Genomic DNA, 22179 nt, shown 5'->3' with positions numbered 1-22179 from the left:
TCGACCTCGAACGAGCAGTTTGCAATGCTCAAAAGACAATTACTAGCGCGTTTTGTCACCTCGAGCGGGCTTCCTTCGCTGACATAATACCAGGGCGTAAGAGGCAATCCGGCTGGGCTTGCTGCTGCTACGATTGATGTGTGCGTCAGGGTATGCGCCTCCGCTCCGTCAGTAGCCGGTTGAGTTTTACCACGTCGCGTTCAATTCGTCGCGTCAGACGTATGAGCTCGTCAGTGCGTTGCATTGAAGGTGCCGGATTCCGTTCCAGCCACGCATCCATAGCGTCATGCATGCCATTCGTGAGGGCTGCAGTTCCTCGCACGATCTTGCTGTAATGCGGCTGCGTTATTCCAAGCTGCTCCGCAACCGCATGCTGGGTGAAGCGGCGCGCCAGGCGCGCCCGCTCCATCTTTTCCAGTAGCCTGCTTGCTGCCAATTCCGAATGCATATATAATGCATATATGCATTCTCCATCCCTCTCAACCGATCAAATCGTCTACGCATTGAAAGAAGAGAAATTTCTCGAATTGCGCTTGCCTTCCGCGTCTACGGGCGTTGGCAATTCGGATTTGCGGTGGGGTATCCATGACCATCCCAAGACTCCGGCATATTGGGCGGCGCAGTCATGGATGTGGGGGTTGGAAGCACCTAGGCATTACAAGCTCGGCAAGTCCTTGGAGGAGGAGCTGATCGCTTGCCTCCTCGGAGGTTATGGCATCCCCGCCGAAGTCGGTATCGCCGCTTACGAACGCATTAGATCTGAATGCAATGGATGTTACGAGGTCTTGGCAAATGAGGACCGCGTATTGGAACTGCTGAGCACGCCGCTCGAAATTAGAGGTCGAGAGGTGCGTTACAGGTTCGCGCGGCAGAAGGCGCATTTCCTGGCAGCGTCGTTTCAAGCTTTACCGAAGATCGACCAGCATCTCCCTGATCGGCCTCTACGCGACCGGATCACGACCCTTAAGGGGATTGGCCCGAAAACGGCGTCGTGGGTCGTGCGCAACTGGCGGGATAGCGATCAGGTTGCCATTCTCGATATCCATATCATTCGCGCCTGCGAACATATGGGCCTCTTCGAGCCCGGCTGGAAAGTGGAGCGCCACTATCTCGCCATGGAGGAAGCATTCCTCGCTTTCGCAAAGGTGATCGGAGCGCGCCCCTCGCTGCTCGATTCGGTCATGTGGAACGTCATGCGTGAACTGGCCAGACAGCCAGTCATTGATCGCAGGCTGGAACCGACAGCCGATCTTCCTCTCTTTGCTTCGGTCAACTGAGTATTCCGCCAAAATGAGCAAGGTCGCGGTTGACGCGCTTGCACACCGGACACCATTCTTCCTTTTAAGGGAGAAGTATAATGTCTGGAAGAGGACCGGATTCGGGAACGGATCACAATCGCAACTCGATCGGAAGCAGTGGCTCACCCGGTGGAGGATCCGGAGCGGGTGGGGGCTCCGATGGTGACGACTGTATCATCGTCCAGACCGCGCCTCTCTCCAGTCCGGTCCCAGCGGTCGTTTCGGGCTTGAAGGTCGGCGATGTGCTGGAGGTGGATCTCCAGAATACTCCCTCCGGTAATCGCTTGGTAGTCAGCACCGCAGGCGGACAAGCCGCAGGTTCGCTCACACACCCCGGTCACTTGAAGATAATCCAGTGCATTGGCAACGGACACATCTACAAAGCGACGGTCGTCCAGAAAACGGGCGCCCTCATTGCCCTCAGGATCGAACCGAAATGACCGCTGTGGTCGGCGGTGTTTACGCCGAGGAATGCCTCGAACCGTTCTGGAACGATGTATACGGGTCGGGTGGCCGAGCGGCAGCCGCGCTTTCGGGCTGGTGCGATGATCTGAAGCTCGTCACCTATCGGGCATCAGCGTTGGCAGATGGGCTGGAAAACCTATCGGCCATATACGGTTTCCCGATTGACGGGCCCGACGTCCGGGATGCGGTAAGTTTTCGTTATATCCATTCTTTGGATGAACCCAGGATCGCACCTCGGCCCGACTCCATCAGCGTCCACCCACCAATCGAAGTCAGCGGTGACGTCGTCCTAAGGTTCGGCATGCTCGAAGGGGATGCGAAGGTGGCAGCCCGTCGAGCGATTTACGACCCACAATCGGCCTTCGATCCCCGGCCGTTCCACGAGAATGGATCCACGGCAGACGAGCTCGCTCTCATCCTCAACGCATTCGAAGCCCGGCGGCTGACGAACGAGACCGAGCCCGAACGCATGGTCGAAGCATTGATCGAGAAGCAGGATGCCAGCATCGTCGTCCTTAAGCTTGGCGGTCATGGAGCGATAGTCGCGACGGGAACTTCGCAAACCCGCGTTCCTGCCTACCGCAGCGACACGGTATGGAAGCTGGGCACCGGAGATGTCTTCTCGGCTGCTTTCACCAAGTTCTGGGCATGCGATGGTCTGGAACCCGCGGAGGCTGCCGATCTCGCTTCGAGGTCGGTCTCGGTATATGCGTCGACTCGCTCATTGCCGATCCCCGCGAAGAGGGAACTCGCGGCGCTAGACCTCTCGCCCGTCACACCTTCGAGCGGACGGGTTTACATCGCAGCACCGTTCTTCACTCTGGCTGACCTCTGGCTCGTCGAGGAGATCAGGCAGCGTCTGCTCGACATGGGCGTTAGCGTATTCTCGCCGTTGCACGATGTTGGCTTGGGAACGGCACAGGAGGTCGCGCTGCGAGACCTCGAGGGACTTGACCAAGCCAATGTGGTGTTGGCAGTCCTTAGCGGTTCAGATCCAGGGACGATATTTGAGGTTGGATATGCGGTGGCGAAAGGCAAACCTGTCATCTGCCTCTGCCAGAACATGCGCGACGAAGATGCCAAGATGCCAGAGGGTAGCGGATGCCTCATGGTATCGGATCTCGTGACCGCCATCTACCATTCGATCTGGGCGCTGGCATGAAGGGACTGCTTCTCTCAGGCGGAATGGATTCGATTGCGCTTGCCTGGTGGCTAAGGCCCGAGCAAGCCATCACTGTCGATTACGGGCAGCTTGCAGCGATCGCCGAGACGCGGACCTCGCGTCAGGTATGCGAGGAATTAGGCATCGGGCATACGGTCATCGATGCGCGATGTCCCGAGCTAGGCTCAGGCGACATGGCGGGCGACACGCCGCACCAACTGGCGCCGGTTCCCGAATGGTGGCCATTCCGAAATCAGCTGTTGGCAACATTGGCTGGCATGAAAGCCGTTCAACTCGGCGTAACGGAGCTGATATTCGGAGCAGTCCAAGGCGACGGTTCGCATAGAGATGGTCTCCCTCGGTTCTTCGAAGACCTAAACCGCTTGATGTCCGGGCAAGAAGGGGGACTGAACGTGACAGCGCCCGCGATCGGGATGTCCACCGAAGAGCTGATCGTAAAGTCGAAGGTTCCGCGATCTGTCCTCGCCTGGGCGCATTCCTGTCACAGGGGCGATCTGGCCTGCGGCGACTGTAGAGGCTGCTACAAGAACGCGGAAGTGATCGCGAACGTGTATGGGGATTTTTGATGAGCCTCGGCCAATTGCGGGCGCAGAAGCTCCGACGAGATCATGGCCGGCGTTCGAGCGTGTCATCCCGCTAACTCGGCGGATCCTGACCGATTCTGATAGTTTTTTCGAAGTATTGTCTCGGCGCCACTCCGCGCTGGGAGGTTCTGTCAACGAGCGCGAACTGTCCTCCGTGCTGTGGCATGCCATGCTGCTTCGAGAACGGAACCGTAAATCGAGGTTTGGCGAGTGGGAGAGCCGCGCGGCCCCGTCCGCAGGGGGGCTCCACTCGCTAGGCATTGCCTGTCTTCCCGTCGACGGCTCGCCTTGGTGCGGATTATACGATCCCGAAGCACACGAGCTTCGGAGTTCGACCACTTTTGAAAGCGCCGTCTCGCTCAATCGGAGCGAGATAAACGAGATTTTGAGCTCGAAGCACGGGATCACCCTTCAGTTCATCGGTGATCGTCGACGCTACGAGGCGTGTTACCACCATTGGGAAACGCTGTTCTGGCGGGACGCAGGTGCACTCCTCGGTATCATCACAATGACCGCAGCTGCGCTGGGTCTCGAAGCGACGCCGGTTGGTCGGAACGGAAGCGACATCGTCGCAGAAGCTGGTTTTCCGACCGAATATCTGGCGGGCGGTGCAATACACATCTGCTCTGCAGTGAGAACTGATCACTCTGGCAAGGGGACGTCTTGAAGTGGGTTTGCACGTGAAGGCTACCCGGTTGACGGTCAATGATCGGAAGCCGCGAAGGGCGAGAGATCCGCGACTGATGTGATGACGTCGAATGCCTGCCCCAAGGCAGCATTAAATTGCATCGGGACAAGTGATGACGTGACAAGCGCGGATACCAGAGAGATATCCTCGGCCTTCAAGCCTGTGACTTTCGCTAGATCATCGAGGTGATCCCTCAACACCGCGATGCGGTCGGTGTGCTTGACCGTCGGCCCTCTTTTTGCACCGTCCGCCGACAACGGTGAATACTCCGAGAGGCGTTCGGCGATTTCGCCGACCGTCCGGTCGGCGCGGAGGCGTTTGCATTCTATGGCAAAGACGCGGCCGTCGGGGGGTCGCCAAGCCAACACATCGACGTCACCGTTTTGCTTTACGCCTCCCAGCCGCGTCATATCGACCTCGGAGATTGCCTGCAGTCCCATTGCTTCGAGGTTGTCTCTGACCTTCTGGTTGAACGCGTGCCCCCTCTCGTCAATGACCGTGCCTATCCAGCTCCGCATTTCGTCACTGCGATAGAAATCGACAGGCAGTCCGCCGGAATGCGCGCGCAGAGCGTAGGTCAGGGCATGGTCCAAAAGGATTGGGGAAAGCACAAGTTCGGGATCGTCTCTAACGTCGAGATTTATGATCGGCCGCGCCAGAAGGCTGAGGCGCCGCGAATGGCGCCATGGCCACCAATCCCTGGCTGTTGCGCCCTCAGGATTCTTCTCGTCCCACTTGGATCGTGGTCGCAGCGACCATGCGTCTAACAGACCCTCGATTCCTTCCTGGCCAACTTCAAGCCGGTCCTCGGCTATTTGGACCAATTCGGACCGGCGCATCCGCACGATATCTCCGCCCCGTTCGAATGCGATCAGCCCGACGAACGACACAATGTCAGCCATACCCAAAGGATCCACGCCGTATTCCGCCAAGAACGCAGCATCGAATGCCGCGTCCCTTTTTTCCTCATACTCGTCCCGCTCCAATGGTTCTGCACGTCGATAGATATCTGCGTAATCGCCAGCAGCGGCCTCGAATTGCTCTTGGGAGGATGCCCGAAGGTAAGGCGTATGCACTTGTTTGGCGAAATCGTTTTCGAAGCGGAGTGTGCCATTCGGCATCACCGCGAGTTCGGAAGCGAAGCCATGGTGGATCTCGTCACTTCGGGAGGCGATCGCATTCATCAAGGAGATTTCCGCCATCATCTGATCAAAGTCGTAGACCGAACACTCGCGCCCGTGCTCCGCAGGCGAAGTGCACAACGCCATTTCAGCCAAGACCCGTGCGCATAGTCCGGCTTCGGCTCGCTCGCTTTCAAGGTCGATGGCGACCCGGATACCCTCTTCAGGGGGGTGGAGCGAGAGAACCGCCGCAGCCGTCGTTCGCCATCGGTTCCTGTCCTTGTCCACCGCATGATGATTGCGAAGCGCCATCTCGATAATGTCGGCCCTGTCCAGGTCTTCAAGCCTCGTCCTGATCCTGGTCCATAAATCGTCCACCAAACCAGCGAGGAACTTGGTTGCTTCGACGCCGCGAACTACATTCGTTTTGTCGTCGGCACCGACGCTGGCCAGTCCGACTTCCGCCCACGCCCGGACCTCCGGTTGCACCTTCCGAAGCGGATGATGGACGGCACTTGCTATCACCATCTGCGTGGTCGTCGCAGCGTTGAACACGTGAAGATGGCGCGCGGAGTCATCCTTGACTATCTTGCGTTCCATCGCATCAGCGCACGCAACCAGGTCTCGATTTGCAAGGTTGGCCGCACCCGAGGCGATCGCCCGCACCATCCATCGGTCACCCTGATTACCGGGTTGGCCGAAAGAACGAAGATAGGGTTCCGCACAGGCGATCCGGATCGTCCCGCCGCCAAGGGCGACATTGGGCGGCTCGATTTTGCCTTCCTCTGCCAGCAGTTCCTGCTCATCAATCCGTCCGAATGTCAGGACTACCTCGACATGTCCCGGCAGTTCTTCATCAAGATGAATCTCGAGTTCTGGGGCGAGCGGGATGAGCCAGTTCTGCGCCATGTCCCATACTCGAAAGGGGAGCGATCCGGCAGCGACCGGGTCGCTAGCCTCTATCGTCAGCCACCACGTTGTCCGACTGCCCTCTATTGCGACTGCGGGGTGGCCATGACGCAAATCGTCGATGCTCACAAATGCGTTCTCGGTGCTGACCGCTTCGAACAAAGGCAAAGCAGAAGGACGCTGGACCTCGGCCCGGTAACGTCCCGAAGGACGGGCGACGCTATGTCTGTCGAGCGCCTGCCGTATACGGACGCGAAGCTTGCTGAGATAATCGGTAGCCATCTGGATCATGGATGGTGCCGAGTGATCGACCTGCTCGGGCAGAAGAGTAAAATCCTGCTCTTCAACCATGCCGTAGAGGTTCATGAAGCCATTCGGGTTGAACAGCCGGACACCTCGACGTGCGAGTTGATCCTCCTGTTCGAGAATCCTGAAAATGCGCAATGCATCGATCTCTCCAGCTGATGCCAGTAGCGAGAGGTCATCGTAACCCAGCCCGACGATCTGCCAGCCGTCTGGCGACCGTCCGTGATCGGCGACCACACCGCGGCCCTGTCCACCGAGAACCAGCAGCGTCATGCCGCGCAAGAAGTCATCGCGCGCGCTGCACTCTGCTGCTGTTTGTGTAATCAGCCTTCGAACCGACGCTGAAACGTCGCGGACTGAGCGGAAGCCTTCCGCAATTACGTCATCAGGGCGGTCCGGCACGAATACGATCTGGCAGAAGGCTCCTGCATCGAACGTGCATAGCTGCACCACACAGTGACTATCCACATCCGACCAGGGTGGAGCGGAAGGGGTTAGGTTGAGACTGCGCGCCGCGCCCCCTACCTCCCGCAAGAACTGATGTTCGGTCAGATAGCCTTCGAAAGCATCCGCCGCTTGGTTATTCGTCGCGAGTTCCAGCGCGCGGCGGCGGACTGCCGCTCCAATTGCTGTGGGAAGAAGGACGATTATGCCATCCTCGGTCCGCGTAATGGGCCGCCGCTCGAAGCTCGTCCAGTTGACGGTTTCGGTTTGCAAGAGATGCGGATCGACGCGCGAGAAGTCGAACGCGAGAAGGTCGAAAGGTTCCACGCCGATCGCACGCAGGTCCGCTTCAGTGAAGCTGACTGCGGCGCTTGCCTGCCGTGCCTTCGCAGTATCGAACCGAAAACGGTCGCGCGGCTTGCCCTCGTTGGCTTGGTAGCGCCGCAATCCTGCTCGCTCAGCAATCGCATCGCTAACCGCCAACAATGCGTTCGCCTGACGCATCCCGTGTTGCGCCCATTTGTGACCGTCTGCGATTGCACTGTTGAGCGCGTAGAGGCAGCTTTGGGTGTAAGCAGCATTCGCTTCCCATGTGCCTTCGAGCATTCGAAAGTCACCGGCACCGGTGGTAACATTGGAGACGAAAACGTCCTCAGAGGGATCCTCCAGACGCCAAACGGCCCCGCGCGCAAGATCATCGTTGAGGAAATCTCGGATCCGCCCCGCCGTGGGCTCTCCGTGACCATTGCAATGTGCGGCCGCAAGGTGGGCGAGCACTTCCAGCCGAAGAATACCGCCTTGTTGGCCCGGATCGAGCATCAGCCCTGCGATCATGCCACAAGTCAAGTTTCGATCCAGCTTTCGCAGTCGTCGACACAGCCGGCTGTTCGCCCGCGTTAGTGCTTCAATATCGAGCACGGCTCCCGCTGTCGTCATCGCTTCCAATTCCATGCCACGCAGATGGCTTGGCTGGCGGCAATAAGCAAATGAGCGCGTCTCTCGTGCACGATGATCAAACTTCGCTCGCCCCTGAGTTGTCTCTATAGGCTCATCGATGCCTCAGAGAATCGGACAATTTGGCGAGCGCTACTTCGCGCAACTTGTGGCCAGCTTTCCCGGTGGTGCCAGCTGCAATCCGAGCATCGAGGACAACAAGGGATGGGACCACGTCGTCGAATTCGACGAGGGCGACAATCTCGCTGCATCGGCGGACCTCCGGCGAGATCTTCCAGCCATCTTCGTGCAGACCAAGACCACGACGAAATCGGATAGAGCGGTTGCCCGCATTAGTCTTTCGAACGCCTTGCGGATGACGCGCTCGCTGGATCCTTTCTTCATCGTTCACATCACTATGCGCGATGGTCTCGAACCTGTCGTTCGGCTGCGACATTGGTGGGCCGACGAGATGACCCTCATTCTGGAAAAGGTCCGGACGCTTTCTGTGCGGGGTGTTGATGAAGATGACTTCGCTCGCAGGACAGTCACTATCGCGTTGACCGAGGATGAGCGAATTGAACCGGAACAACTGATTGCCACACTTCGTCGGTCACTCACTGATCGCGGAAAGGACTATGCGAGTGTCAAGCACGGTCTTTTGGAGACTTTGGGATACCAGACAGATCGCTTTGTAGGCGATGTTCGAATTGGTCCGTTAGATTCTGTGTGGACCCTGTTGAATCATCAACTCGGCCTGACGCCGAGCATCCCATTGGAAAGCGTCCGCTTGGCGGATAGACGCTTCGGCGTCGACGTTCCTTTACCAATTCCAGATTGGCCGATTGCGCACGCGTCGATGCACGCAAGCCCGGTAGCAGCATGCCGGGTCCGCGCCAGAGGACCTGACGGATCGGTATTGACGGTGAACGGCGAAGTCTTCTCCGCATCCGCAGGTAAAGGCGAGCGAGACCCTTGGGCATTCCGAATCCGCACACCGGTGTTCGAGCTTGTTCATCGCAGCGATGGGCAATCTTCATTTGTTTCGAACTTCGACGGATCGCAGCGGTTTCGGCTGAGCGATCTTGAGGGAAAAATTCGTATCCTCTCTTGGCAGGATCAAGGACCGATCGACTTTACGGTGACGGTCGAAGACAAACGGATTTTCGGCTTCACAGGAAGCGTCGGTAGCGGATTGGACACTGCGCTCCCACCGGAGCTGGTTCAGCGCGTGCGATTTCTCGCAACCCTAACCTGTGACCTTGAGAGCCAGCCATTAGTCTCGCTGGCTGACATAAACGAAAGCGAGGATCTGCATCTCTTGGAAGCTGTATTGGCCGCCTCGGATGCCTCGGTCCAAGCCGAGTTACACGAAGGCACGAAAATTGATTCTCAAGTGGACCAAGCGGTTGGATTTGCCGTGTCCACGGTCGGCGACTTCAAATTTGCTGTCCTGCTCGCCTTTCCTGTAGAACGCCTCACCCTCGGGGAAGACGCATGCGAATTGTCGCTTGGTAAAGCTACGGTTCTGCATAGCTACATAGATCCGGCGAGCTCCCCGCAGATGAACGAACTACTCGTTGATGATTTTCGGCGGGAGGCCACTGGGATCGGGAAGATTGGACTGGGTAATCTCCTTTTTGGATTACGTCAGTCATCGTGAAGGCGTCGAAGCCGGACCGGGAAACCTGTGTTCCGGTTTGAACGGCAATCAATGTCGTCGGATCATCTGCGACCAGATGATGAGTTCCCGGGAACAGAAATTTTGATCGCTACTGTTACGCATTTTTGGAAACGTTTGAGTGGTTCTTCGTCAGCGTTCCGATATTGGCTTGCACTGACTTGAGAATCTCGGTTTCCAATCGATAAGTCACAACCCGCCCTTTTTTCTCGGACGACACTAAGCCTGCGGCTCGCAGGACGGACAAGTGGGATGAAGTATTGGTGGGCATCACGCCAACATGCTCGGCAATGTCAGTCGACGACATGCCTTCGGGTCTTTCGGCGAGAGCTTGAACGATCTTCAATCGCGTCTCATGCCCCAGGGCGCTCAGCCGGTTCGACAGTTCCACTTTTTCCATTCTCCTATCAATAGCGAAGCGCTGCCGGACCGACAAGTTAATTCAATAATACAATTATGGTTGTAGTATTGTAGTTATGCGCTATATGCGCTCCCAGATGAGGACGGGTGATCCGTTCCTTATGCAAAGGAGCGATGGCCATGACCTTCACCATCGATGCAAATTTCGAACCCCGCGATCCAGCTCAGCTGACAGATGCTTGGCAGCTCGATCCTCTCGATGACGAGCGGGGTGATTACATAGTGGTCGACCGCGTCGATATCGTGCGTATCGCCTGTGTGGCTGCCGAAACCGGTGCTCGGTTCCAGCGTGATGGCTTGGCGCAGGATCCGATGGATTGGATGCTTTCGGCCTCCGACCTTTTCGCAGGATGGCCGCCCATCGAAGCCTGTAGGCGTAAGGACGCGTGCTCGCTCGCAATCCTCGTGCACGGATTGGGACTTCCTGCTGATATCGCCCCGACCACGCTCAACTCGATCTTCGCCGAACATGGCCTGGCGTTAGCAGAGTCCAATGAGGAGTGGCTGGCATGACCGCGACCGCGAGCCAGCATGCCGAAGCAATCCCGCAGTCGGCGGTGACAGATCACCCCTCAGACGCGGGCGATGTTCGAACCCTGCAGAAAATCGACATCCGCACGGGTATCACACGGCTTGGCGATCTTGATGGTCACACGACGACAGCTCTCGTAGTTGATGTCGAGACGACCGGTCTCGATGCGCAAAGCGACGTCATCACCGAACTGGCCATGCGGCGCTTCCGCTATGACGATAATGGTATCATCGTTGAGATTGGACGCGGCTGGACTTGGCGCGAGGATCCCGGCTTTCCGCTGTCGCCCGAGATCGTATCGCTCACAGGCCTGACGGATGGGGATCTCGCATCGCAATTTGTCGACGATGACATCGTTCAACAGATTATCGGCGAAGCGGATCTCATCATCGCCCACAACGCAGCCTTCGACCGACCGATGCTGGAGAAGCGCCTGCCCGATATGCCGGGCCGTCCCTGGGCTTGCTCGTTAGAGCAGGTTGATTGGCGAGCGGCCGGCTTCGAGGGTCGCTCTCTTGGTTACCTGGCCATGCAGGCTGGCTGGTTTTTCGACGGCCATAGGGCTCTCAACGATGTCGACGCTGTAGTCCAGCTACTTCAGCATGAGGACACCGACGGCTGCCCCCTGCTCTACCAGCTCAACGAAAATGCACTGGCTGACAGCCACCTTATCGAAGCGGTCGGCTCTGCTTTCGAAACCAAGGATGCGCTGCGAGCTCGAGGCTACCGTTGGAATGCGCCCGAGCGAGTGTGGTGGCGTGAAGTGAGCGATAGTCAGCTTCTGACCGAACAAGCGTGGTTGGCGACCGAAATCTACGCCTTCGGTAAAGGCTCAACTTCGATGGGGCCGCGCATCACTCGACGCAATGCATTCAGCCGATACCGTTAGCCGACCCACCTTGATCTCGACGATCATCACGAAACGCAATCAAGCGGAGATTGACCTATGGTCAAATTCACAGGGCGAAATTCCAAGCCCACAAAGCGCCAGATCAAGCTAGCGGAAGAAAGTGACATTCCAGATGGCTTACAAAATGTAGCCCCTGTCAGTTGCCCGGTTGCGAAAACGACAATCACGGCCTTGCAGGTTTATCATAGCCCCGAGCGTAAGCCCGAGGGAAATGGGCCGTGGAATAGGGAAGCAGACAAGGTCGCTTGGGTCGACGAGCACACTGGCTTTGGCTGCATCATGCTTCGTCAGACCGACGGCACACTCTCAGGCTACGTCGGCGTCGGCCCAGACCATCCGCTTTACGGTTTCGATGCGGCTGCAGTCCCCCTTGGCATTTCAGACCAAGTCCATGGCGGAATTACCTACGGCAAAGAATGCGAAGTCAATCGGACCGAACTTCGAGCCAAGGGCAAACCTCGCCAGGAGCGTTACACTGTCTGCCATACAACCCGGACGCGCTGGGTTCAGGACTATGAAAACGTCCAGACCACCGAGGACGAATTCGAGCACGAAGAGCTGTGGTGGCTCGGGTTCGATACCAATCACGCCGGCGATCTCATACCGGGCGATCCGCATCACACGCCGCGCAAATCCGATGTCTATCGCGACCAGTCTTACGTCTACGAACACTGCGTTGCTCTCGCGAAGCGGCTGAAGCAGGTTTCGGATCGTAAATCCGCCAGCCGCTCGCAGGCTGCCGCTCACGCATTACCACCACCTACGAAGGAGGAGCGATGATGGTTCGCACTTACTTCGAATCGACCCTTCGCTGGGACGGGGAAGCATACGGCAATGGCCGGCACCCCGACTTGCCTTGGGGATACTGGTTGACCTCTTCGGGCAATGTGCATGGCGAACCGCCGCTCGTTGATGAAGATGGAAGGCAATGGAGCTCAGTCCGAGAAGCCTTTTGGAGTGGGCGTCTGGGCTTTCCTGATTTTCACTATCGCTGGGTCGATGCCGTTCTCGGATTCATGATGTCCTACCTAGCAGTGCATGACAGCAGATTCGTCGACCAGCAGGAGCGCATCCGAGACATTTTTCTGGGCGATGGTCATCTCGACCAATTTTTCTCCGCTTTTATGATCACGGCTGGTTTCATTAAGGCAAACCAGGATCTGACGCCCGAAGGTCGGGCGGTGCTTGCCATGCTCATTGCTACGCGCTCACAAGAAGAGAGCCAGAACGACGTGGGTTTGCCTTGGATCAGCGCGAACCGTGGGTTCATCCCGCACCGCGACCGAACAAAGGCTGCTGACATGATTGCGGAGCGCGAGATCGTGGCTTCGCGCATGAAGAATAGATTTGCTGCCGATAGCATCGATGATTGTCCGATTGTGAAGCTCGTCAGCTTCAAGGTTACGGACGAGATCCCGCTTCGCAGCACGATCTGGTCGATGTCGTGGGAGGATGGCGATCGCTATGCACGCGATGCCTTCTACCTTTGGCTCCTAGAGCGCATCGACCGCTGGGATGAGTGGACGAAGATGGTTGAGGCGCGTGGCACGAGGGCCCTGACCGAGCACATCATGAAGCTTGCATTCACCGATCGTTTCCCGAGCGTCGACCGCGCCGCTTAGATTTGCAGTGGCGACCGCGGTCACCGCCCCCCCACAGAAGGTGCATACCGGAATGCACGGTTTTCGTAACCTTCCGCGGAATATGCTGTCGATCGTCTTGGTAGAGAGCGCCCGGACGCCAAAGCGATCTCTAACCTGTTTTGGCGCGCTCGAGGTCATCATCCATAGAGGCCAACCGACATTCAGAACCTACCATCTCTCGGCTGCGGGGATGGGAGGATCGGATGCGCTGTGCGAGCGTCTGGCGCAGCTGTCGGCCGACCGGCACATCATACTAGGGCAGCCTGCCATCTATGGCGATTTCTGGGATTGGCAGGAGATGCTTTCGACCGGTGATTTTTTCGTGTCCTCCATCCGGCTTCTTGAAGATCTGCAGCCGTCCGGCATGTCCTTGCTGACCCTGTCTGGTTCGACTCTGACTGAGATCGCCGAGAGGATGAAACTCCCTATCGCGCCCCAGGCGAGGTCGTTGCAGGCAGCAAGGTTGGCGCCAGAGCGAGCGCATCTGTTGTGGCTTGGATACATTCAGTCGCGGGCGCGGAAGAAAACCAGCGATAGTCTTTTCGCCGCTTATCAAGCGTGGAGCGCTATAGAGCGTGCGCGCCCGTTGCCGTTTTGAAATGAGCTAGACTTACGCAGCGCAAAAGCGGTTTGGCCAATTCCGTCATCACCATTGGCCAACGAAAATCATCGTGTCCCTAAACGACTTAGCCTGCGGTCATTGCAGTGTCCCAAAGACGACAGGACCGATATCAAACCTGCGGCGCACTCTTTTGCTTGATCAGCGCACCGCTAATGCAAATGCACAAACGATTGGCGCGCCCGGCAGGACTCGAACCTGCTGCCTCAAGATTAGAAGTCTCGCGCTCTATCCAGATGAGCTACGGGCGCGCGCCGGCGGCTTCCTAACCCTAATTCCTGTAACAAGCCAATCAGCCGAGCATGTCGGTTGTCGAAATTTGGGTGATGCCGCGCTTGCCCTGCCCGTCGCGCCCCAGCTGCACGACCACATCGATAACGCTGGCGGCGTAGGAAAGCGTATCTGCGCGGGTCAGACCAATGCCGGTCTGCATCACCATCAACGCCAACTGTTCCAGAGCTCCATGAACGCTGTTGGCGTGAATGGTGGAGAAGCTACCGGGGTGGCCGGTGTTGATTGCACGCAGGAAGCTGACGCTTTCGCCGCCGCGCAATTCCCCCAGCACGATCCGGTCCGGCCGCAGGCGCAACGCCGCCTGCAGCAATTCATTGGGCGTAACCTTCGCCTCGCCGGTATCGCCTTTCACTGCAATCAGACCGACGCCGTTTGCGCCCGGCATTTTCAGTTCGGGTGTATCCTCCACCAGCACCAGCCGCTCGCCACTTGGTATCTCCCCCAGCATTGCGTTGAGAAATGTCGTCTTGCCGGTGCTGGTACCGCCGGAAATCAGGATGGTTTTGCGCTGCCGTATCGCCTCATGCAGGAACGAGATCGGTTCTTGCTGCGCGTCGGGTAACGGGTCGGGCTGCGCCTTGCCCAACGGTCCGGTGTCATACGCGTCGAGCGGCAGGTCGAGCCGCCGATGCCGTCTGATCGCCATTGCCCAGTGCTTGCGCGTTGCAGGCGGACCGCAAAACTGGATACGGGCGCCGCTTTGCCCTGGTGCGCCGGGCAGGGTTGCACCCAGCAAAGGATGTTCGCGGTTAATGCCCTGATGGCTGACGCGCGCGACCTGTTCGGCAAGGCGCTGCACCAGCCGGTCGGTTATGTCCGCAGCCTCCACCCGGGTCATGCCGGGATTGCTGGCATCCTCGACCCAGATCTCGCCGGGGCGATTGACCATGATTTCGGTGACGGTATCGCGTTCCAGCCATTGTGCAAACGGCGCAAGGTAGGCATCCAGATAGACGCTCCGACCCGCTTCGGGAACGGCTTCCACTGCCGGAACGTCCCCTACGCCGGCATTGTCTTCGGCTGGCACTATTCCATGCATTGTCTGGTTCATGCCGGCCGCGCAATCAGACGCCGCTGAAGTCGAGGTCGCGCGCGGTGAATACCCGGATCGGTTCACCCTGCTTCACGCGAATGGTCGGGCCGACCTGGCTGTCCTGCTGCGCTGCGACCGTAGCTGCAGACTGGCTCGCCCCGCCCAGCACTACCGATGCGCCGCCGCTGCCGATGGCCGACAGTCCGCCGATGACAGATAGCAACATGGCGGATCCGAACCGTTTAAAGAATTTGTTGTCGACCTTGCCTGGCAGCCCGGTCGTCCCGTCGAAACCGATGGCGGGCGACGCCAGGTTGACCGAAGCGCCGTCCGGCCGGATCAGCCGGGTCCAGATGACATATGCGCGCTTTTGCCCGCCCTGCACACCAGACTGATACTGCCCGATCAGACGGCTGGAGCGTGGGACGAGAACTTTGGTACCGTCGAAACTACGCACATCTTGGCTCACCATGGCGCGCACATAGCCAGGCACATCTGTATCGATCGCGGTTTCGAGAATGGCCGGAATCAGCGTACCCTGCGTGACCGTGGTGGTGGGGTTGGCCATCGCGGTTGCTTGCGCGGTCGCCCCGCCCACACCGCCGATCCGGGAAGCAAAATCACCGATCGATCCTCCGGACGAACCTACGTTCGATGCCGCACTACCATCGGCGGGGGAAGCCAGCCCGGGCGTTGCACTCGTGACACCGGCGGCTCCGCTGGCGTCGAACACAATGGTCGGCGTGGCATAGGGGTTACCGACGGGCATTACCGAGGCGCCGGGCGCCCGGGAAAGGACCGGTTGCGGCGATGGATCATATTGCGGCGCAGCGTATGTCTGCGCGACTGGTTGAGCATCGGCCACCGGCACAGGCAAGTCGGTTTGGGTGGTCTGGGCTGCGACGGGAGGCGCGGCGACTTGCCCGCCCACACTTGCCGGTTCCTCCATCCTGGTGGAGTTCATGCTCCAAAGGGTCAGCGCGCCCAGGCCGGCGACGATGGCAATTCCGGCGACCATCCCCAGCCCGTCACCCTTTCCCTTGCGCTGGGTGACGACCGGGAACGCGCTGCGGCTGGCCAGATCGATGACTTCTGCACTTTCGGTATCGCGCGGATCCTCGTCATTCGCTGGCGTGGCGGGTATCTTGTTGGCGAGACGCATCAGCTGCTCCCTTCAGGCGTTGCAATCTGGCTGGTTCTGCCATCGGCGGATTGTGTACGTGCAGGCGACGCAGCTGTTCGAGGCGATTGTGCAGGCCGTACGGGGCCGGTGTTCGTCAGTTTCGCCATGTCCTGCCCAGACCGCAGGATGATAAAGGGCGGCACGCTGTTGAGAACGATCGTATCTCCGCGCACAGTGAAGTTCACCGGGCCTTCGGTACCCTTCTGATCGGTGACGAGAATGGCCGGAACCGCGGCCCCACCGGCCCATGTCAGGAAGGTCGCATCGCCATCGTCGAAAGCCTGTACCGGAAGCAGTGCCGCATCACCCTCGCGCTTCCATGCGAAGTTGAGATTGGCTGGATCGACTACGGCATAGGGATCGCGCGCGGCCGTCAGTTCCGCTTCAGTCGCGCCGGGAAGATTGCCTTCCGCCAATTGCGGTTCGGCCTCTTCCGGCTCCGGCGGGTAGAGGAATTTCATTACGTAGATGGGCCGATTGCGCGGGCTGGATACGAGATCGAAAAGATACGTCCGCTTGTTGGTCACTACGGTCATGTTAGTGGAACCATTAGCGGATAAAGGCTTTACGAACAGCAGGTTGGCGCGTTTGTTGGGTGTCACCTGCCATGCCTGCGAATCTCCAATGGCGACATTTTCAATGCTTTCCCCCTCGCCGAACTGGATTGTCGCCTGCACTTTGGGCTTGCCCAAGATTTGGACCACTTCGGACGGATCGTACATCCGTTCCACCAGCCGTGGATCGGCGGCGGCGGGCGCGGACAGCATCGCCGCGCAGAGCAAGGCCGCGAATGTTGCAGAGCGAAAGGGTACGGAACGGCGGCTCATCTCATCTTCTCCGTTGAACGCGGCGGTGCGGCGCGGAAGCGATTGCCGATACCGCGCGTACGCAAATCCGATGTTGGCGCAGGCGCGGGTCCGCCAGCGGCTGCCATCATCGTGACTTCCCGTTTTACGCCGCCCGACCCACCTCCCGTAGCGCTCCCACCGGCAGAGGTGCTGGCCGGCGACGTATCGTTCGCAGCCGCGCCGGTCGGAATGGCCGCGATATCAATCCGGCGCGCTGCGGCATTTGCTCCGGCAGCCTGAACCGGGGCTGCAATAGTGTTTGCCTGCTGGACAGGAACGGGCTGCGACAGCAGTTCCGTTTGCCGTTCTGCCACCTTGTCCGGCACCAGCCCGAATACGGTCCAACCTGCAACCATCGTCGCGGCGACCTTTATCACCATGACCATCAACGCGATGTGAACCGCCCCGACCAGAAAGAACGCCATAGCCGCCTGCGGATTGAGCTGGCCTGCATTCTGCGTCAGCGCGCCGATGATCGGTACTGCCAGTTCCAGCATGGCCCCGCCGCCCAGCACCGCGAACAACGGCACCAAAGCCATCATCACCGCACCCTTGAGCCAGCCGGTGAACAGCCCGCGCGTGCCGCCGAACAACGCCAGCACGATGAATACAGGCCCAAGCGCCACCAGTACGGCCAATGCGATGCGCGCGGTTACCAGCACGCCTACCGTGCCGAGCAGCAACATCATCGCGCCCAGCCACATCATCCCCGCGGGCGAGAATGCGGACACGTCGGTACTTTCGGCGCCATTGGGTCCGGCTGCACTGCCGGATGTGCTTTCGCTTGCCTGCTGAATGGCCACGAACACCACGTCGATCTTGTCCGCAAACACCGTGGTGGCGGACCCTTCCGAGCCGGTCAGCAGCGACGCCAGATAGTCCGGCGCACCGATCAGCAGGTTCCAGACGAAGGATTGGTAAGCCACCCAACTGGTCACGAATGTCAGCACCAGCCCCAGCGTCAACATACGCGGCGTCAGCGCAGAAATACCCAGCCGACTGCGCCCGGTAAGCAGCGATATGGCGAAGAACGCGACATACAGGGTCAGCAGGATCGTCAGCACCGGGGCCAGCGATCCGCCGGGGGCGAAAAGGCGCGAGAAAGCGGCGGCTGCGGTTTCCCCTGCCATGCAGTCCACCGCCCGCAGCGACGCGCCAACCCCACTGGCTACGCTGTCCATGGCCTGACTACATGCGCCGGTGCCAGATGTCGGGGCGGGCGTAACCATTACTCGGCTGCCTTATCGAAGGCGGTCTCGTACGCGAGGGCGGGCGCGACCAGGTCATCCTGCGCCGGACCAGGCCACGCATGACCGGTCAGCGGACCGAACCAGTCGGCAGGGTTGTCCCCCACCGCATCGCGTAACCTGTCAAGCTGGCGCACGGTGCTTTCGCGGCCCGACAGCATGGTCAGTACTTCGGGCGCGCCGGACAGGTCGAGCCGGACCACCACGCTCGCATCGGGTTGCCGCACCAGGAAGCAGCGCGAATGCGCGGGCAAAGTCCGAATCAGGGATAGTTCGTGCTGCGTCAGGCCGAAGCCGTCGCAGTAATCTTCCGGCCGGGCGCGGGCGTTGGGCATGAAGACCATTGTCGCGGTTTGTTCGACCAAAGCGGTGGCGATCCGGCTGTCCAGAGCATCGCGCGCGCTTTGCGTGGCGAAGCCCACCAACGCGTTGCGCTTCCGCAGGGTTTTCAACCAGTCGCGAATGCGGGTCGCGAACACCTCGTCGTCCAGCGCCTTCCACCCTTCGTCGATCAGAATCATCGTCGGTTGCCCGTCCAGCCGTTCCTCGATCCGATGGAACAGATACATCATGACAGGCGTGCGGAGGCGCGGGTTTTCAAGCAATGCAGTCATGTCGAAGCCCAGCGTGGATACGCTCAGGTCCAGCCGGTCCACATCGTTATCGAACAGCCAGCCATGTTCGCCGCCCCGCCCTTCGCTGCCACCGGCAGGTCTGATCCAGGCCGATAGCCGATCCGCCAGATCACCGGGTTGTGGGCGGCTGGCGCCTGCCAGAAGCTCACGGAAATGGCGCAATTGACGAAGCGAGGCGTCATTGGCGTAAGCCGCATCGACCGCCTGCCCGATCGTGGCAAACTCTTCCGGACCGCCCGCGTCGAGCAGGACCGCCAGCCAGTCCCGCAGGAAAGCGCGATTTGCAGCGCTGTCCGGCAGGCTTAAAGGGTTGAAGCCGGATGGCTCGCCCGCAACGATCCGGTCATACGTCCCACCGATCCCGCGCACGAACAGTTCCGCCCCCCGATCCTTGTCGAACAGGATGGTGCGCGGGGTGTATTTCTGCGCCTGCGCGGCGAGGAAATTCATCACGACTGTCTTGCCCGAACCGGACGGGCCGATGACGCTGAAATTGCCCAGATCGCCATGGTGGAAATTGAAAAAGAACGGTGTGCCGCTGGTGGTTTGCAACAGCGTGACCGCTTCCCCCCAGTGGTTGTTTTCCGCCTGCCCCAGCGCAAATCCGTGGAAACTGCCGAAGCTGGCCATATTGGCGGACGAGATCATGGCGCGGCGCACGATGTAATGTTCGTTGCCGGGAAACTGGCCCCAGAAGGCCGGCTCCAGATTGGTATCCTCACGCACGGCGATCGCGCCGGTATCGGCCAGCGATGCGGCCACGGCGGCGCAGGCATCGTCCAGTGCGGGCAGCGTCTGTTCGCGCACCAATACGGTCAGATGGTGGTCCCCGAATGCCACCGCGCCGTTACCCAGCGCATCGCGGGCGGCCATCATATCAGCCCGTTCGGCGGCGGCTTCCTCGTCGGCGGAGCGCAGACGCCTGATGGCAAGATCCATCCGTTCGCGCGCGGTCTGGCGTTCTGCGGGCGCGTAGCTTTCGGTGACGACCATTTCATATGGCAGGCGCAACATCTGGTCGAGCAGGCCGGGCGATGTCGCGTCGGGGTAGTCCTTCAGTCCCAGAATGGCGGCAAAATCCGGCTCGCCCGAACCGCGCAGTTCCATCGCATCGAGCCCAAAACTTGCGCGGCGATAGGGCAACATCTCACCGATGTCGGTGTCGTCCGATGGGCGGCGCACAGGCCGCATCTCACCATTGTAAAGCGCGCTGAGCAGTTCCAGCATCTCGGAATTGGTCTTGTCGTGACCTCCCGCATAATCGCCCAGCAGGATAGCGCCATAGGATTGCAGGGAAGCAACCAAGCCAGTGGCAGCCGCTTTCAACGCCCGCACGTCTTTCGGATCGGGTTCCATTTCCGTGCTGGAGGTCTTGCGTCCCCCGGTATTCTTGGCCCGCTTCCACAATTTCGCCGCGCGTTCGGCCATGCCCGCCTTGCCGCGTGCCGGGCGGCGGATGATCGTTACGAACTGGTCGTTCACGAACAATGAGCCCGACGCCAGCCGTTCCTTCCACCGCGCATCGATATGCGCTGCCAGCGGATCTGCGAACTTCGTGTCCAGTTCCACCGAAACGCGGCGGCGGATAACGTGATGGTAGAGGACGAAGCGCGCATCCAACGTGGAGCGCAGCATCACCTCGCGCGTGGCGGCATGGGCGTTGAGCGCTTCGGAATCCTCCGTTTCGAACAACAGGCCAGGCACCTGCAGGCTGGTCATGACCGAACCGTCGCGCAGCAGCACCGTCTGCCCGTCCAGCAGCCGCGCATAAGGAAGGCGTTCGCCAACCCGCGCTTCCTTGCCGCTCCATGCAGCTGCGCCGCGCCATTTGTTCATGGCGCACCCTTTGCGTTCGAAACGCTAAGCGGCATAGCTGTTGCACCCCCAATGCTTCCAGTTCTTCACCCGCGGGCATTTCGACACTTTGGTCAGCCACAGGTCGAAGAAGCGTGGCTCTCGCAGGCAAGCGAAATAGCCGATCACGTGCATGATTACCGCGCCAAGCAGCGCCAGGAAACTGCCCGTTATAAGGAACAGTTCGGTAGTCACCGCAGCGTTGATGATGAAGTAGTTATACGTCACCCCGGCAAACATCTGCGGGCGGGTGAGCGCGCGGTGGACGGGATGGCGGGCGAGCGTTTCCATCAGCCTATCCGGCGGCGGCCTGGATGCCGCCGACGATGCTGACGGCGCCGAACAGGATGAAGCATCCGATGATCACGGTCGCGCCGAAGCGCCAGTTCAGTCGCCCGGTCAGCATCATGAAGCCGACTGCGGCGACGGCCATCACCGCCACTGCGGTCGCCACGCTGCCCAACAGGGTGCTTTGCAGCCACGACAGCGCCGATACGATCGGGCCAGACCCCTGCGGATCGGCGGCGGCCTGCGCCAGCGCGGCAGATGGCATCGCCAGCATCACGGTCATTGCGGCGAGAAAAGCGGGCAAGCGCATATCAGTTCGTACTCCGGGAATGGTTGGACAGGCGGCCCAGTATCGCCGTCACGTAATGTTGTGTTTCGCGGATGCGCGGGACGCCGCCGGCACGCAGCACGCGGTTCGGTCCGGCATTATAGGCGGCCAGCGCCAGTTCCAGATTACCGTCGAACGTATCGAGCTGCTGGCGCAGATACCGCGCCCCGCCTTCAAGATTGGCGAAGGGATCATCCGGGTTCACACCCAGTTCGCGGGCGGTAGCGGGCATCAATTGCGCCAGCCCGCGCGCACCCACGGGCGATACCGCATCATGCCGCCAGCGGCTTTCCTGCCATACCAGCGCCTCGATCAGAGCCGGACTGAGATCGAACCGGCGCGAAAGGTCCTGCACGGTTTTGACATAGGCCAGCGGTACACCGCGCGAATGTTCCGCCGGGTGCGTATTCGCCGCCCCGGGTACGGTGTAATCCGCGGATAGCTGTGTCACATTCGCCGTTTCTGCAAGAGCGACAGCGCCGTCAACAGGCAGGCCCAACCGTTCGCCGGTAACCCAGCGGGCACCGTCGTCACCGATTTCAAGCACGTCCGCCTTGGCTGGAACGGTACATATTGCCAGCGAAACGGCCACAATCAGCCCGCCGGACACAACCCTCGACATGATCCCTCCATCCAAGTTCCGACGCGTTATAACCCCGAACCATACAATTCCAAAATGAACCGGCGATATCAGATCGTTGCATTCGATTCGCCAGCCCGGCAAACCCAGCTC

At 59.7% G+C, this 22179-nt stretch carries 21 protein-coding genes and 1 tRNA gene; 10 read left to right on the top strand and 12 right to left on the bottom strand.

Translation table 11 applies throughout. The features are described 5' to 3' along the window. Positions 1-145: 145 nt before the first annotated feature. Entirely contained in the window at positions 146-409 is a 264-nt protein-coding gene (locus tag HME9302_RS13635) for a helix-turn-helix domain-containing protein (protein WP_407641331.1), read from the bottom strand. Positions 410-461: 52 nt separating this feature from the next. Between HME9302_RS13635 and HME9302_RS02865 the strand changes: the two genes are divergently transcribed. The 4 genes from HME9302_RS02865 (at position 462) to HME9302_RS02845 (ending at position 4197) form a co-directional block, all read left to right on the top strand. Next, the gene (locus tag HME9302_RS02865) at positions 462-1277 is read left to right on the top strand and encodes an 8-oxoguanine DNA glycosylase (RefSeq protein WP_115365763.1); all 816 of its coding nucleotides are present in this window, start codon (positions 462-464) and stop codon (positions 1275-1277) included. 457 nt (positions 1278-1734) lie between these two features. Then, the gene (locus HME9302_RS02855) at positions 1735-2925 is read left to right on the top strand and encodes a PfkB family carbohydrate kinase (protein WP_115365761.1); all 1191 of its coding nucleotides are present in this window, start codon (positions 1735-1737) and stop codon (positions 2923-2925) included. Then, positions 2922-3512: a 7-cyano-7-deazaguanine synthase gene (locus HME9302_RS02850; protein WP_115365760.1), complete on the top strand. Its 591-nt coding sequence runs from the start codon at positions 2922-2924 to the stop codon at positions 3510-3512. The genes HME9302_RS02855 and HME9302_RS02850 overlap by 4 nt, the downstream gene beginning before the upstream one ends. Further along, positions 3499-4197 (top strand): nitroreductase family protein, encoded by a 699-nt coding sequence (locus tag HME9302_RS02845; protein WP_147270753.1) that lies wholly within the window; start codon positions 3499-3501, stop codon positions 4195-4197. Before HME9302_RS02850 ends, HME9302_RS02845 begins: the two co-directional genes overlap by 14 nt. A gap of 35 nt (positions 4198-4232) precedes the next feature. Here HME9302_RS02845 and HME9302_RS02840 read toward each other — a convergent pair whose 3' ends face one another. Then, the gene (locus HME9302_RS02840; protein WP_115365758.1) at positions 4233-7949 is read right to left on the bottom strand and encodes a hypothetical protein; all 3717 of its coding nucleotides are present in this window, start codon (positions 7947-7949) and stop codon (positions 4233-4235) included. Positions 7950-8052: 103 nt separating this feature from the next. Between HME9302_RS02840 and HME9302_RS02835 the strand changes: the two genes are divergently transcribed. After that, a complete protein-coding gene (locus HME9302_RS02835; RefSeq protein WP_115365757.1) occupies positions 8053-9594 on the top strand; it encodes a hypothetical protein in 1542 nt (513 codons plus the stop codon). Between the two features lie 115 nt (positions 9595-9709). Here HME9302_RS02835 and HME9302_RS02830 read toward each other — a convergent pair whose 3' ends face one another. Further along, the gene (locus tag HME9302_RS02830) at positions 9710-10012 is read right to left on the bottom strand and encodes an ArsR/SmtB family transcription factor (protein ID WP_115365756.1); all 303 of its coding nucleotides are present in this window, start codon (positions 10010-10012) and stop codon (positions 9710-9712) included. 140 nt (positions 10013-10152) lie between these two features. Between HME9302_RS02830 and HME9302_RS02825 the strand changes: the two genes are divergently transcribed. From HME9302_RS02825 to HME9302_RS02805, 5 genes are all read left to right on the top strand, one after another. Then, entirely contained in the window at positions 10153-10545 is a 393-nt protein-coding gene (locus HME9302_RS02825) for a hypothetical protein (protein WP_147270752.1), read from the top strand. Continuing rightward, on the top strand, positions 10542-11453 hold the full coding sequence (locus tag HME9302_RS02820; RefSeq protein WP_115365754.1) for a 3'-5' exonuclease: 912 nt from the start codon (positions 10542-10544) through the stop codon (positions 11451-11453). The genes HME9302_RS02825 and HME9302_RS02820 overlap by 4 nt, the downstream gene beginning before the upstream one ends. Positions 11454-11753: 300 nt before the next feature. Beyond that, complete coding sequence (locus HME9302_RS02815) at positions 11754-12254, top strand: hypothetical protein (RefSeq protein ID WP_147270751.1); 501 nt, start codon at positions 11754-11756, stop codon at positions 12252-12254. Further along, complete coding sequence (locus HME9302_RS02810) at positions 12251-13096, top strand: hypothetical protein (RefSeq protein WP_147270750.1); 846 nt, start codon at positions 12251-12253, stop codon at positions 13094-13096. The genes HME9302_RS02815 and HME9302_RS02810 overlap by 4 nt, the downstream gene beginning before the upstream one ends. Positions 13097-13178: 82 nt before the next feature. Beyond that, positions 13179-13715 (top strand): hypothetical protein, encoded by a 537-nt coding sequence (locus HME9302_RS02805; protein WP_115365751.1) that lies wholly within the window; start codon positions 13179-13181, stop codon positions 13713-13715. A 195-nt stretch (positions 13716-13910) separates the two neighbouring features. Here HME9302_RS02805 and HME9302_RS02800 read toward each other — a convergent pair. From HME9302_RS02800 to HME9302_RS02760, 9 genes are all read right to left on the bottom strand, one after another. Continuing rightward, positions 13911-13987, bottom strand: a tRNA-Arg gene (locus tag HME9302_RS02800). A 41-nt stretch (positions 13988-14028) separates the two neighbouring features. Beyond that, a complete protein-coding gene (virB11, locus tag HME9302_RS02795) occupies positions 14029-15081 on the bottom strand; it encodes a P-type DNA transfer ATPase VirB11 (RefSeq protein ID WP_407641306.1) in 1053 nt (350 codons plus the stop codon). Positions 15082-15094: 13 nt separating this feature from the next. Then, positions 15095-16225 (bottom strand): TrbI/VirB10 family protein, encoded by a 1131-nt coding sequence (locus HME9302_RS02790; RefSeq protein ID WP_115365750.1) that lies wholly within the window; start codon positions 16223-16225, stop codon positions 15095-15097. Further along, the gene (locus HME9302_RS02785) at positions 16225-17073 is read right to left on the bottom strand and encodes a TrbG/VirB9 family P-type conjugative transfer protein (RefSeq protein ID WP_115365749.1); all 849 of its coding nucleotides are present in this window, start codon (positions 17071-17073) and stop codon (positions 16225-16227) included. The genes HME9302_RS02790 and HME9302_RS02785 overlap by 1 nt, the downstream gene beginning before the upstream one ends. Then, on the bottom strand, positions 17070-18323 hold the full coding sequence (locus tag HME9302_RS02780; RefSeq protein WP_181815658.1) for a TrbL/VirB6 family protein: 1254 nt from the start codon (positions 18321-18323) through the stop codon (positions 17070-17072). Before HME9302_RS02780 ends, HME9302_RS02785 begins: the two co-directional genes overlap by 4 nt. Further along, positions 18323-20812, bottom strand: coding sequence for a VirB4 family type IV secretion/conjugal transfer ATPase (locus tag HME9302_RS02775; protein WP_115365747.1), 2490 nt, complete (start codon positions 20810-20812; stop codon positions 18323-18325). Before HME9302_RS02775 ends, HME9302_RS02780 begins: the two co-directional genes overlap by 1 nt. Before the next feature lie 24 nt (positions 20813-20836). Further along, on the bottom strand, positions 20837-21121 hold the full coding sequence (locus HME9302_RS02770) for a VirB3 family type IV secretion system protein (protein ID WP_115365746.1): 285 nt from the start codon (positions 21119-21121) through the stop codon (positions 20837-20839). Positions 21122-21125: 4 nt separating this feature from the next. Next, the gene (locus tag HME9302_RS02765) at positions 21126-21428 is read right to left on the bottom strand and encodes a TrbC/VirB2 family protein (RefSeq protein ID WP_115365745.1); all 303 of its coding nucleotides are present in this window, start codon (positions 21426-21428) and stop codon (positions 21126-21128) included. Position 21429: 1 nt separating this feature from the next. Beyond that, the gene (locus HME9302_RS02760; RefSeq protein WP_115365744.1) at positions 21430-22068 is read right to left on the bottom strand and encodes a lytic transglycosylase domain-containing protein; all 639 of its coding nucleotides are present in this window, start codon (positions 22066-22068) and stop codon (positions 21430-21432) included. Positions 22069-22179: the final 111 nt, after the last annotated feature.

Source organism: Alteripontixanthobacter maritimus (assembly GCF_003340475.1).
GTDB lineage: Bacteria > Pseudomonadota > Alphaproteobacteria > Sphingomonadales > Sphingomonadaceae > Alteripontixanthobacter > Alteripontixanthobacter maritimus.
Note: the sequence above shows the minus strand (reverse complement) of the source record. Positions and strands in the feature narration are given on the sequence as shown.